Source organism: Tenuifilum thalassicum (assembly GCF_013265555.1).
Taxonomy (GTDB): Bacteria; Bacteroidota; Bacteroidia; order Bacteroidales; family Tenuifilaceae; genus Tenuifilum; species Tenuifilum thalassicum.
The window spans coordinates 101,399-115,469 of record NZ_CP041345.1; the positions used below are offsets into that span (position 1 = coordinate 101,399).

A 14,071-nucleotide genomic window follows, 5' to 3' on the forward strand; every position below is an offset into this window, starting at 1 on the left:
ATGGAATTTAGCTCAAGCCACTGGGGAAACCTAAATGGTCGAGATTTATTGATTTATACCGTAACCACAGAAAGCGGTTTGGAGGTAACCTTTTCGAACCTTGGTGCAACCTTAGTATCGATGCGATTGCTTAATAACCATAACGAACCTTTAAATTTAGCTTACGGTTTACTAAGACCAAACGATTATCTTAAAGCAAACTACTATCCAGGCGTTATTGTTGGCAGGTATGCCAACCGTATTGAGGGAGCAAAATTTTACATCGAAGGCCAAGAGTACCGGTTGACAGCAAACGAAGGAAATAATATCCTTCATGGCGGAACGGAGGGCTTTAGCCATAAGGTGTGGGATAGTGTGCTATTTGAGGAGCACAACGGTGTTTGCCTTTTAGAGTTTCATCTTAAAAGCCCCGATGGTGATGAGGGATTTCCTGGAAATGTTGAGGTTTGGGTGATTTACCAAATAACCGACGATAACCAGATTAGCATAAGTTACAGAGCAACTACCGACAAACCAACCCACATTAACCTTACTACGCATGGTTACTTTAACCTGGGCGGTTTTAAGGGCGATGTGCTAGACCATATGCTTAAAATTGATGCCAATAAGTATCTACCTGTAAATAGCGAGCTAATTCCCACAGGTGAGCTAAGGGATGTTGATGGTTCACCATTCGATTTTAGGAAATTTAAGGCCATTGGAGCTGACCTAGACCTAGCAGGAGAGGTATATGACCATTGTTTTGCGTTAAATAATCCAACAATTGAGAATGCCTCTGTTGTTCTTTATAACCCTAAAACACATATTGGCATATCCATTTACACTACGCAACCAGGAATCCAGCTTTACACTCCAATTAACAAACCCAATGTTGAGAACCCGCTAATTAAACTTCCCGAGAAAGGAAACTGGGCTGTGTGCATGGAACCTCAACACTTCCCAAATTCTCCAAATACACCACACTTCCCCTCAACGCTTTTGCTCCCTGGTGAGGAGTATGATCATACCACAATTTTTACAATATCGATTGGTGGGGTTGCCAGGTAGCTAGTGATAAGTTTTTTTTGATACTAACTAAAATCAATAAAGATGAAAAACAGGATTGAAAGTTTTTTTGGTATAGTTAAAGCTAACTCCACCATAAGAACAGAGATTCTAGCGGGTATAACTACATTTATGACGATGGCTTATATTCTTGCCGTTAATCCCAATATACTTTCCGAATCGGGAATGAGCAGAGATGCACTTTTTACCACAACAGCATTAGCATCGGTAATTGCAACCGTAGTAATGGCTCTTTGGGCTCGTCTTCCATTTGCACTTGCTCCAGGAATGGGACTTAATGCCTTTTTTGCTTTTACTGTTGTTAAGGGCATGGGACATAGCTGGGAATTTGCTTTAACTGCAGTCTTCCTTGAAGGAATAATTTTCATCCTGCTTACATTTTTTAATGTTAGAGAAAAGATTATTGATGCTATACCTTTTAGCCTGAAACATGCAATATCGGCTGGTATTGGCTTGTTTATTGCTTTTATTGGATTACAAAATGCTGGTGTTATTGTAAATAATGATAAGGTGTTAGTTGGTCTAGGCGATATGGGTTCAGCAGCTGTTCTACTTTGCTTTGCTGGAGTAATTGTTTCGGGCATTCTTCTGGCGCTTAGAGTTAAAGGAGCCTTGCTAATTGGAATATTTTTGGTGACCTTGGCAGGTATTCCTTTTGGCTTAACACATGTTCCAGAAAGTGGGCTTTTTAGCCTTCCACCATCAATTAAACCTATCGCATTTAAGCTCGAGTTTAGCAGCATCCTTAGCTTAGATATGCTGATTGTGGTGTTTACCTTTCTTTTTGTCGATATGTTTGATACCCTTGGAACGCTTGTTGGGGTTGCATCAAAAGCAGATATGATAAATAAGGATGGAAAACTTCCTAGAGTAAAGCAGGCCCTATTTGCCGATGCCATTGGTACTACAGCAGGAGCACTACTTGGCACAAGCACCGTTACTACTTATGTAGAGAGTGCTGCTGGAGTAGCTGAAGGTGGTAGAACTGGGTTAACATCGCTAGTTACAGCTATCCTGTTTCTTTTAGCACTCTTTCTCTCACCAATATTTTTAATGGTGCCAGCAGCAGCAACTGCACCGGCGCTTATACTGGTTGGTTCGTTTATGATGAGCCCTATCCTTAAAATTAACTTCGACGATTTCACCGAGTCGATTCCCGCTTTCCTAACAATTATTATGATGCCATTAACCTATAGTATTGCCGAGGGCATCGCGTTTGGAATGCTTTCGTATGTAATACTTAAAGCGCTTAGTGGAAGGGTTAAGGAGATTAGCTTGGTGATGTGGATTTTGACATTATTCTTTTTGTTGAAGTTTATGGTGTAGGAAAGGAGAGGGTTGTTAAGCGTTAATAGTTAGTAGTTAAAAGTTAAAAGTTAATCGTTAAACATTATGCGTTAATGGTTGATTGTTAGTTGTTAAAAGTTAAATGAAAAAATGTTAGTTTGGAGCATCTGCATTTTATTTTTACACCACAGAGTTACACAGAGGAATACACAGAGGCATTCAGGAGAAAAAACAAATATGGCTACTTAAATCTTCAAGTTCATTCCAAATATTTCCGTGTCTTTCCGAATCATTCCTTTAACTTCCTCATATTCTTCAAGAAGAGATGCCACGACTACGCTCGGCATGACAATAATTCAAGATTTCAGAATTGTCCGGCGAAGACGGATTCAAAAATTGTCGAATGAATTTCCGATTCCTTCCGAATATTTCCGACTCATTCAGATTCATTCCTTATCATTCCTCTAACTTCTTCTAACTTCCTTTAACTTCCTCATATTCTTCAACAATAGATGCTTCGGCTACGCTCGGCATGACAATAATTCAAGATTTCAGAATTGTCCTGCGAAGACGGATTTAAGATTTGACCAACAGGTTGGATTCTTGGTTTTCAAGATAACGGCATAAAAGGCTGTTCCGCCAATGGGTCGTGGGCGGGTCGTTGCGAAGGGTAAAGGAAGCGGCGCTGTTTGAGCAATGCCTGCGGCATGGCGAGTTGCGCCGCGCGGAAGACACGACCACGGGGCACCCATCGGTACAGGCTTTTCAGCCTTGATTTTTTGCTTCTTTTGCATCAAGGCAAAAGAAGGGGGAACAAATGTGGTTTCGACAGGCTCAGCCACCACAAACACAACATTGGCAGGTTCGAAATAACAAGGCGCTTCCGACTCATTCCTTTAAATTCCTCTATCTTCCTTTAACTTCATCATATTCTTCAAGAAGAGATGCATCGACAAGTTCAGCATGAAAAACTGTTCTTTAGACTATTGATAGAATCACATAGATGCACAAAGTTTTACAATGTAAAAGCTCAAAGTCTGAATAAATTACCTTCTATACGATTCGCATGCTAACCAAAAACTTGGTAGTTCTTAAACTAATGGTTAATTTTGATAAGTAAACCTAATCTATATGACAAAAAGTTTTTTCGATAATAAATCGCTGCTCATTACTGGTGGTAGTGGGTCGTTTGGCAATGCTGTTTTACGTCGATTTCTTAATACAAGAATTCGCGAGATAAGAATTTTTTCCCGTGATGAAAAGAAACAGGACGATATGCGCCGCTTCTACAACGATAAGCGTATAAAGTTTTACATTGGAGATGTAAGAAACGAATCGAGCGTGCGTTCAGCCATGGTTGGTGTCGATTACGTTTTTCATGCCGCTGCCTTAAAGCAAGTTCCATCCTGCGAGTTTTTCCCTGTAGAGGCGCTTAAAACCAATGCTATTGGAACCGATAACGTTCTTGATGCCGCTGAGAAATATGATGTTAAGCGTGTAGTTACCCTTAGCACCGATAAGGCTGTTTACCCTATTAACGCCATGGGAATTACCAAAGCTCTCATGGAAAAGATAATGATAGCCCGATCTCGGAATAACGACCCCAACAAGCAGGTATTCTGTGGTACACGCTATGGGAACGTTATGGCATCACGTGGATCGGTTATTCCCCTATTTGTTGAACAGATTAAAAACGGACAACCCCTTACCATTACCGACCCTGGAATGACCCGCTACATGATGACACTTGATGATGCTGTTGACCTTGTGCTATTCGCCTTTGAGCATGGCCAACCCGGGGATATCTTTGTTCAAAAGGCACCCGCTGCAACTATAGAAACCTTGGCAAAGGCATTGCTTGAACTTTACCAGGCAAAAAATCCGATTAAGGTAATTGGAACACGCCATGGCGAAAAACTCTACGAGACCCTGCTAACCCGCGAAGAGATGGTTAAAGCAATTGATATGGGAGATTACTTTAGAATCCCTGCCGATAACCGAGATCTTAACTATGGGCTATACTTCAATGAGGGACAGGCTGATATCACCAGAATAGAGGAGTATAACTCCCATAATACACAAAGGCTTGATGTAGAAGGAATGAAAAAGTTACTCCTGAAACTTCCAATGATAAGGAAGGATATCCTCAACGAGAGCTCTGGGCATATTTATGAGCCTTAAATTGTATTAGTGTCACAATGTTTCACGGAGTTACCACACAGAGTTACTCAGAGTTCATGGATATAAATGTATTAACACACGAGATTTTGGATTCGGCATATAAAGTTCATACTACACATAGCCCAGGGTTGCTTGAATCAGCATATAAGCATGCCTTGTTTATGAGTTAAAGAAGAAGGTACTTTTTGTTGATGTTGTAAAACCAATACCTCATTATTTATGAAGAAATAAAGTTAGATTGTGGATATAGGCAGATATTATTGTTGAAAATAAGATTATTGTTGAACTTAAGAGTGTAGAAGCATTCACCGATGTTCACATAGCACATGTTTTGACTTACTTAAAACTAACCAACTTACATCTTGGACTTCTTCTTAATCTTAACACTAAGAGCCTAAAAGATGGAATAAAGAGAATAATTTTATGACAAAATTCTGTATAGCATTGTGATTTACTTTGTGTAACACTGTGAGACTATTAAAACCAGAAAATGATGATTAAAGTAGGCATTACCGGACAGTCAGGATTTATTGGTACCCACCTGTACAACACCCTTGGGTTATACCCAGATGTGTTTGAACGCATCCCTTTTGAGGATAACTATTTTGAAAACTCTGAAAAGCTTTACCAATTCGTTAAATCCTGCGATGCCATAGTCCACCTGGCCGCAATGAATCGCCATAATAATCCACAGGTTATTTACGAAACCAATCTTAGTTTGGTTAATAAGCTTATTAATGCCTGTGAGGCAACTGGCTCCAAGCCTCATATTCTATTTTCTTCCTCAACACAAGAGGAGCGCGATAACCTTTATGGAAAATCTAAACGAGAAGGGCGGATGCTTTTTGAGAATTGGGCTAAGCAAAACCACTCTCAGTTTAGCGGTTTTGTCATTCCCAATGTTTTTGGACCTTTCGGCAAGCCCTACTACAATTCGGTGGTTGCAACCTTTTGCCATCAGCTTACACATAACGAAGAGCCCCGAATTGAGGTGGATGGCGAGCTTAAACTCATCTACGTTTCGGAATTGGTTAAGCATTTTATCGACAGAATACTACTTTTTGCCGAGTCAAAAGCTGGCTCAAACACCGAAACCTTTAATGTTCCACATACCAAAACCATAAAGGTCTCATCTATTCTAGCTAAGCTTAACGATTATAAGTCCAGCTATTTCGAAAATGGTATCTTCCCAAATCTTAACGACCCATTCGACCGTAACCTTTTTAACACCTTTGTCTGCTATATTGACCATGAAAAGTTCTTCCCGCGCATGCTGGAGCTTAAGACCGACGATAGGGGATCGTTTGTTGAAACCGTGAAGCTGAATAGCGGTGGACAGGTTTCGTTTTCAACCACAAAACCTGGTGTTACCCGAGGAAATCATTTCCATACCCGCAAGGCCGAACGGTTTGCGGTAATTAAGGGTAAAGCGGTTATTGAGCTACGTCGTATTGGTACGGATAAAAAGTTTACCTTTGAGCTCGATGGCGATAGAAACCCATCGGTTGTGGATATGCCAATATGGTTCACCCACAACATTAAGAATGTTGGCAACGATGATGTTTACACCATCTTCTGGATTAGCGAACACTTCGACCCAAACGATACAGATACGTTTTTTGAAGTAGTATAGTTTTTAAATTTACACAGAGTTTCACCGAGCAAAAGCATTGTGTAACGCTGTGTAGACATTCTGTAACACCCTGTAACTAGTATAATGAAAAAACTTAAAGTACTAACCGTAGTAGGAACGCGTCCCGAGATAATTCGTCTCTCGCGTGTAATGGCCAAGCTCGACGAAAGCCCTGCCATAGAACACATTACTGTTCATACTGGTCAGAACTACGATTACGAGCTCAACCAAATCTTTTACGATGATATGGGCATCCGCAAGCCCGATTACTATCTTGATGCAGCAGGTGAAAGCGCTACTGCCACCATTGGCCAGATTCTAATTAAAATTGACCCGCTACTTGAGGCACTAAAACCTGATGCCATGCTGGTTCTAGGCGATACCAATAGCTGCCTTTGCGCTATTCCTGCAAAGAAGCGACATATCCCCATTTTCCACATGGAGGCTGGAAACCGCTGTTTCGATCAGCGCGTACCCGAGGAAACCAACCGAAAGATAGTTGACCACATTGCTGATATAAACCTAACCTATAGCGATATTGCTCGTGAATATTTGCTCCGCGAAGGGCTACCTGCCGACAGGGTAATAAAAACGGGATCTCCCATGTACGAGGTGTTGAACCACTACCTCCCTCGCATTGAAAAGTCCGATGTTCTTGCTAGGCTGAACCTTAAAAAGGGTGAATACTTTGTGGTTTCCGCCCACCGTGAGGAGAATATTAACTCCGAAAAGAACTTTAACAACCTTATCGCGTCGCTAAATCTTATTGCAGAAACCTATGGATACCCAGTAATTGTTAGTACCCATCCACGAACAAGGAAAATGATTGATGCAAAAGGAGTAAAGGTAAACTCCCTTGTTAACTTCCTTAAACCGCTTGGCTTTACCGATTACAACGCGCTGCAGATTAACGCATTTGCTGTACTTTCCGACAGCGGAACCATTTCGGAGGAATCAAGCATCCTCAACTTTAGGGCATTAAACATACGAGAGGCACATGAGAGGCCCGAGGCCATGGAGGAGGCCTCAGTTATGATGGTGGGGCTAAACCCCGAGCGTATCATGCAAGGATTAGCACAGGTACAGCAACAAAAAATCGGCAAAGAGCGAAACTTCCGTCCTGTTGCCGATTATTCAATGCCTAATGTTTCCGATAAGGTGATAAGGATTATTCTAAGCTATACCGATTATGTGAAGAGAGTGGTGTGGGGGGAGTAGCACGATTAAAGGATAAAGCTCAAAGGATAAAGTAAAAAGACGAATTTCGTTAAAAGTTAAAAGTTAATGGCTAGTAGTTAGTGGCTAATTGTTAAACGTTAAGCGTTAAACGATAAAGGGTTGTTTGAGGTATCTGCATTTTATTTCTTACACCACAGAGTACACAGAGATACACAGAGAAGTGCACAATGTTATGCAGTGCGTAAAATACCAAATTTAAGAATTGTCCGGCGAAGACGGATTCAAGGCTGTGTCCGGCGAAGACGGATTCAAGATTTCAGATTTAATAATTGTCAAATGAAATTCCGATACTTCCGAATAATTCCGAGTCATTCCGTATCATTCTTCTAACTTCCTCTAACTTCCTTTAACTTCCTCATATTCTTCAAGAAGAGATGCATCGGCTTCGCTCGGCATGACAATAATTCAAGATTTCAGATTCAAGATTTCAGAATTGTCCGGCTAAGACGGATTCAAGAATTGTCCAGCGAAGACGGATTCAAGATTAGACCAACAGGTAGGATTCTCGGTTTGCAAGATAACGGCATAAAAGGCTGTTCCGCCAATGGGTCGTGGGCGGGTCGTTGCGAAGGGTTTAGGAAGCGGTGCTGTTTGAGCCATGCCTGCGGCATGGCGAGTTGCGCCGCGCTGAAGACACGACCACGGGGCACCCATCGGAACAGGCTTTTCAGCCTTGATTTTTTGCTTCTTTTGCATCAAGGCAAAAGAAGGGGAAACAAACATGGCTTCGACAAGCTCAGCCACCACAAGTGCAACCTTGGCTGGTTAGGAGCAACAAGACTCTTCCGATACATTCCGATTATTTCCGATTCATTACGAATCATTCTTTCCTTCAAACGACCCCTCCATACCTCCCCTGAGAGGGGAGGCTTAAACTCCCCTCTCCTCTCAGGAGAGGGGCTAGGGATGAGGCCAAAAAAATCTATACACCAAAAACGATAAACGATAAATGTAAAACGTTAAGCGTTAAACGATAAAGATTTGTTTATCTGAGGCATCTGGATTTTATTTTCTACACCACAGAGTTACACAGAGGAATGCACAGAGTTTCGCAGTGCGTGAAATTCCAAATTTAAGATTCAAGATTCAAGATTCAAGAATTGTCATATGAGCTTCCGATTCATTCCGAATCATTCCTTTAAATTCATCTAACTTCTTTTAATTCCCTCAAATTCTTCGACAAGTGATGCTTATATTAGCCCAGCCAACTTAAGACTCAGCCACAGATAAGTAGGATTAATAAATTATGTACACAGTAGGCAGTATACTTCAAACTATTTATTTAGTTTTGTTGATTTAATCCTCAAAATACTATATTTGTGTAATATTTGCATGGAATGAGGAAATTTTTGATCATAATAGCAACTCTTATTGCTTCTGTTTCATGTAACAGAAAGGCTCAGCTGGTTTATCTTAATGATGTCACCAATGAAACACTTGGTGCAATAAAAGCACCTGTTTACCTTATTAAGCCAGGTGATGTTCTTAGCATTCAAATTTATACACAGGATCCTAACATTAGCCAACTTTTTAACCTGGCAAACACTCAAAACACCAATGCGAGCTATAACACGGAAATCTCGAGTTACATTAGTGGGTTCTCAGTAAATGATTCGGGACAGGTTAACCTGCCGGTTATTGGGAAAGTGAAAATCTCCGAACTATCAGTGCGCGATGCGCAGGAATCCATCCAACAAGCTGCTAACAAGTACCTAAAGGATGCCCTTGTTGTTGTGAAACTTTTAAGTTTTAGAGTAACAGTTCTTGGCGAGGTTAAACTTCCAGGCACCTACACTAACTACAAGGATAACCTTAATATTTTTGAAGCCATTGGAATGGCTGGCGATCTTACAGATTTTGGAGAGCGTAGCAACGTTCTTGTACTAAGAAACACGCCTCAAGGAGTTAAAACGTTTAGGATGAACCTTCAGGATAAAAACATTGTAACCTCCGAAGGTTTTTTTCTTCAACCCAATGATACTGTTATAGTAGAACCCCGAAAAGGGAAAGTTATGGCTCTAAATACCCCAAATATCCAACTTATTTTATCGACACTTACTACGGTTTTACTATTTTTGAATTTCTTAAAGAAATAGCTGTTAAAGATATGGTTCATGTTCAACTAAATTAGCTTTATAGGAGGAATTATTTGAATGGTACAGGACGAAAACATGAATCAAGATATTATACCACGTAATCCAAACGGTTACCCAGAGGAGGAAACCCTCGATATAAAACAGCTACTATACCGCGTGATTGCAAACTGGTACTGGTATGCCATTACCGTCTTTATCGCACTTTTTGTTGCCTACCTGATTAACCGTTACTCCCAGCAGGTTTACAGTGTTACCTCCAGCGTGATTGTACGTGACGATGACAATACAAAATCGTATGTTGGGGCCGAGCAGCTAATACAAAGCTTAAGGCTAACCAAAAATACCAAAAGTGTTCAGAACGAAATTGGAATACTTCAATCGTACTCCCTTGCCCGCCAGGCAATAGATGAGCTTGAGGAGTTCAAGGTTACTTACACCGCCGTTGGCAGGCGTGGAATTAAGGAGTCGCAGCTCTATAAGCGATGCCCCTTTAAGGTGATAATTGACAGCGGTGCCAATAACCTGCTAAACTATCCCATTTATGTTACCATTCTCGATTCAATAAGATATAGACTTGAAATTGACGATGGAATGGGGATTGAACAAACCCTAAGGTTTGGGGAACGCTTCACCAATGAGAATTTTAACTTTACTGTGGTTCTACGCAACCCATCAAATAAGTTAGAGCAGGGTAGCGTTAGCAAGTACTATTTTACTATCAACGATCCCAACAGCATGGCGCTACAGTATAAATCAAAGGTAAGCGTTACGCTTAACGATAAAAAGGGATCACTTCTAACGCTCAGCACAAGTGGCTATGTTGCCGAGCAGGAGGCCGACTATCTGAATAAGCTTATGGAGGTATATATCCGAAGGGGTTTGGAGGAGAAAAACCAGATAGCTGAGAATACCGTAAAATTCATTGATAAGCAGCTGGCACTTATGACCGATTCGTTGCGTAATGCTGAGCAGCGCCTTCAGGACTTTAGAACTAACAACCGGGTATTAGACATTTCACGCGAGGGGAATATGCTAATCGATCGGATTAAATCGATACAGCAGGAGCAGGGAAATATTGAGTTAAGGGGTTACTACTACAATTACCTAAAAGATTACCTCTCGCAACGCAAGGACCTTAATACCCTAATAGCTCCATCGGTCCTTGGAGTTGATGACCCACAGCTAAATACGCTACTTGCCGAAGCTTCAAGAGCATACATTGAACGCGAGGAGATGCGTGCTACCGTTAAACCTGGTAGCCCGGGATTGGAACAACTCGATATAAGAATTGAAAATCTGCGCCAATCGCTTATTGAAAAGGTTAACAGCTTGGTTGAGGCCAATGCCATTGCACAAAAGCAGCTCAAGAATCGTATTAAAGAGGTTGAAACAGAGATGATGCGCTTGCCTGTAAACGAAAGGCAGCTTATTGGATTTGAACGCGATTTCAACCTTATTGATAAGATGTACACCTACCTTCAGGAAAAACGTGCTGAGGCTGCTATAGCACGCGCTTCAAACATCTCCGATAATAAGATACTCGACTATGCCCGACCCGAGAACGCCACAATGATTAAACCGCAAAAATCGCTCAACTATCTTATTGCCCTTCTTATTGGACTAGCTCTGCCTTTTATTGTAATGCTAACGTACGACTTTTTTAACGATAAACTGGTTGACCTAAAGGAAATCTCAAGGCGGACCAAGGTGCCTGTTATCGGTACGCTTGGTCATAATCGCTATGAAACAGAGATGCCAACCATTGACAAGCCAAAATCAACATTAACCGAATCGTTTCGTGGGCTTAGAATAAACCTGCAATACCTACTACGTGAACCAGATAAAAAGGTAATAGCTGTATCCTCGACAGTTGTGGGTGAGGGAAAAACATTTACTGCAGCTAATCTAGCTGCAATTATTGCTGTAACAGGGAAAAAAGTGCTACTACTTGGTCTTGACCTTCGTAAACCAAGAGTTCATCGACTGTTTAGCTATACTGGAGCAATAGGTGTAAGCACCTACCTGATTGGTCGAAGCAATATTGAAGATATTATATTCCCATCGGAGGTTGAAAATCTTTACTTTATGCCTAGTGGTCCCATCCCACCCAACCCTGCCGAACTGCTTGGGTCAAGCAAAATGGATGAACTTATTACCTGGGCTCGCCAAAATTACGATTACGTTATTATCGATAGTCCACCCGTTGCTATTGTTTCCGATGCTTTCCTTATTGCTCGTTTTACTGATGCAAACCTGTTTGTAGTTCGCTATGGGTACTCATCGCGCGAGGTGCTTAACCTTATTAACGATATATACAAGCACCAGGAAATTCGAAACCTTGCACTTGTAATTAACGATTTTGCACCACGCAGAGGCTATGGCTACAGCTATAGCTATGCCTACAGCTATGGGTATAGCTATGGATATGGATATTATTACGGAAAGGGTTACTATAACAAGTACTATGGAAGTGGTTACTATTCCGATGATGATGAGCCACCACTTTCGTGGAAGGAAAAGATAAAACTATTATTTTAAATATTTTTAAACATATTTCGGATATGTTACTTATATAATGTAAGTAACAAAACGAAGTATTATATTGAGAATAAAAATAACTTTTAAAAACTTTGAATATGAATTTGGTTGATGCATTTCACTATAGTAAGTACAAATTACTTAAAATATCCCTTAAATTTTTAAAGAGGAGATACATCGTCTATCGTTCAAATTACGGCTTTAAGTTAAATTTAAGATTGGATAGATCAGTAGATAGGAGAATAATAACGAGAAAATTTGAAAATGATAACATTGAATTATTTAAGAAAGTAGTTAAGAATTCTGATTGTGTTATAGACATTGGTGCAAACATTGGTGTTTATTCACTAATTGCAAGTTCTCTGGTTTCTGAAGAAGGAATTATTTACAGTTTTGAACCAAGTGTAAACATTTTTAAGGAACTTAATAATAATATTAAATTAAATGATATTAAGAATGTAAAAACTTACAACCTAGTCTCAGTGATAAAGATGGTAAGTCCAATTATTATATTTGTGAAGACCACGCCTATAATTCTTTAGCTAATAAGCCATTACAGCCTATAAAAGAAGTGGTTACAGTTGAAACAATGCAATTAGATAAATTTATAGAAGAGAATAATATAAGCAGAGTTGACGTTATAAAATGTGATACAGAGGGTGCTGAATATTTAGTTTTCAAAGGCTCTGACAACATTTTAAGGAAGTATAAGCCTAAATTATTTTTTGAGTACAACCCATTTGTAAAAGGATTTATGCATAAGCATGACGATGTTTTTCTGCTATTAAAGAAATATGGATATGAATTTTATGAATTTAGAAATCATACTTTATGTAAAGTAGAAAATTTTAATTTTCAAACTAACGACATATACGCAGAATAAAATTGTTGCTTAATTCTTTTATTTCAAGTGAAAATTACATTTCTAAAGAACTTTTTTTTACCAAACACAAACGAGACACGATCCATAAAAGCCAATAAAAACGCTTTATTTAGTCTTTTTTTAAAAGCAGCAGGAATTGTTATAGGATTGGTGCTTGTACCTGTATCATTAAATTTTCTCGACACTAAACTTTATGGAGTATGGATAGCTATTTATTCAATTCTTTTTTGGTTAAGTTATTTTGATCTTGGTCTTGGACATGGTTTAAGAAATTATTTAGCTAAGTCTTTAGCACAAAAAAAAATAAAATTAGCAAAAGAATACATTTCAACAACTTACTTCCTACTTAGTGTAATATTTACTTTATTGGCTATATTGCTTTTATTCTTTAATCATTTAATATATTGGCCTGACATATTAAACTGTCCAGAAGAACTTTCTCAAACCATTACTCAATTAATGTCCATTTTGATAATTGTAGTAAGCATACGTTTTGTATTTCAGATAGTTATTCAAGTGTATGAGGCCAATCAAAGAGTGGCTTTTGGTAGTTTGATTAATACTATAGGACAAACTCTTAGTTTATTGTTAATAATATTATTACCATATTTTCAATGGGAAAATAAATTACTTGTTTTTGGTTCTATTACGACTAGTGTTCCTGTAGTTGTATTGCTTTTTTTTACAGCTTATACATTTCGATATAAATATACAACAATATCGCCTTCAGTTAATTATATAAAACTTTCGCATTCAAATAAACTTCTTAGCGTTGGATTCAAGTTTCTAATAATACAAATATCTATTTTGATTATTACTCAATTACCTAATATTATAATCTCACATCATTTTGGTCCAGAGAGAGTAACTCTATTTTTCACAACACAGAAATATTTCTCAGTTATTTATATGATTTATTCAACAGTAATAAAATCATACTGGCCATTTACAGAAGCATATACTAAAAACGATTTTAATTGGATCAAAAAGCATTTAAAGATTTACAAAAATAATTTTTATTCTCGGAACTATTGGAATCATAATGCTATTAGGGAGCAATTATATCATTACTTTATGGACACTTAAGAAGGTTCAACCTGATTTTTGGCTTTCGTTATCTTCATTTATATATTACATAATTATTTGCTA

General features: G+C 39.1%; 10 protein-coding genes and 1 pseudogene. All 11 read left to right on the forward strand.

Translation table 11 applies throughout. From position 1 onward, the window contains the following. The gene (locus tag FHG85_RS00395) at positions 1-1,047 is read left to right on the forward strand and encodes an aldose epimerase family protein (protein ID WP_173072307.1); all 1,047 of its coding nucleotides are present in this window, start codon (positions 1-3) and stop codon (positions 1,045-1,047) included. A gap of 42 nt (positions 1,048-1,089) precedes the next feature. After that, positions 1,090-2,391 carry an NCS2 family permease gene (locus tag FHG85_RS00400; protein ID WP_317167912.1) on the forward strand — a complete coding sequence of 434 codons (1,302 nt, stop codon included), beginning with the start codon at positions 1,090-1,092 and terminating at the stop codon, positions 2,389-2,391. 1,092 nt (positions 2,392-3,483) lie between these two features. Continuing rightward, positions 3,484-4,533, forward strand: a complete 1,050-nt coding sequence (locus tag FHG85_RS00405; protein ID WP_173072308.1) for a polysaccharide biosynthesis protein — start codon at positions 3,484-3,486, stop codon at positions 4,531-4,533. Between the two features lie 56 nt (positions 4,534-4,589). Further along, the gene (locus FHG85_RS13295) at positions 4,590-4,703 is read left to right on the forward strand and encodes a GxxExxY protein (protein WP_262886962.1); all 114 of its coding nucleotides are present in this window, start codon (positions 4,590-4,592) and stop codon (positions 4,701-4,703) included. Between the two features lie 107 nt (positions 4,704-4,810). Then, the gene (locus tag FHG85_RS13240) at positions 4,811-4,960 is read left to right on the forward strand and encodes a GxxExxY protein (protein WP_246249311.1); all 150 of its coding nucleotides are present in this window, start codon (positions 4,811-4,813) and stop codon (positions 4,958-4,960) included. Positions 4,961-5,023: 63 nt separating this feature from the next. Further along, positions 5,024-6,166 (forward strand): polysaccharide biosynthesis C-terminal domain-containing protein, encoded by a 1,143-nt coding sequence (locus FHG85_RS00415; protein ID WP_246249230.1) that lies wholly within the window; start codon positions 5,024-5,026, stop codon positions 6,164-6,166. 84 nt (positions 6,167-6,250) lie between these two features. Continuing rightward, the gene (gene wecB / locus FHG85_RS00420; protein WP_173072309.1) at positions 6,251-7,384 is read left to right on the forward strand and encodes a non-hydrolyzing UDP-N-acetylglucosamine 2-epimerase; all 1,134 of its coding nucleotides are present in this window, start codon (positions 6,251-6,253) and stop codon (positions 7,382-7,384) included. A gap of 1,358 nt (positions 7,385-8,742) precedes the next feature. Continuing rightward, on the forward strand, positions 8,743-9,501 hold the full coding sequence (locus FHG85_RS00425; protein WP_173072310.1) for a polysaccharide biosynthesis/export family protein: 759 nt from the start codon (positions 8,743-8,745) through the stop codon (positions 9,499-9,501). Positions 9,502-9,576: 75 nt separating this feature from the next. Continuing rightward, complete coding sequence (locus tag FHG85_RS00430; RefSeq protein WP_173072311.1) at positions 9,577-12,039, forward strand: polysaccharide biosynthesis tyrosine autokinase; 2,463 nt, start codon at positions 9,577-9,579, stop codon at positions 12,037-12,039. A 98-nt stretch (positions 12,040-12,137) separates the two neighbouring features. Then, positions 12,138-12,922: pseudogene (locus FHG85_RS13340) on the forward strand (FkbM family methyltransferase). 27 nt (positions 12,923-12,949) lie between these two features. After that, complete coding sequence (locus FHG85_RS00445; protein ID WP_173072314.1) at positions 12,950-14,008, forward strand: lipopolysaccharide biosynthesis protein; 1,059 nt, start codon at positions 12,950-12,952, stop codon at positions 14,006-14,008. Positions 14,009-14,071 lie beyond the last annotated feature (63 nt).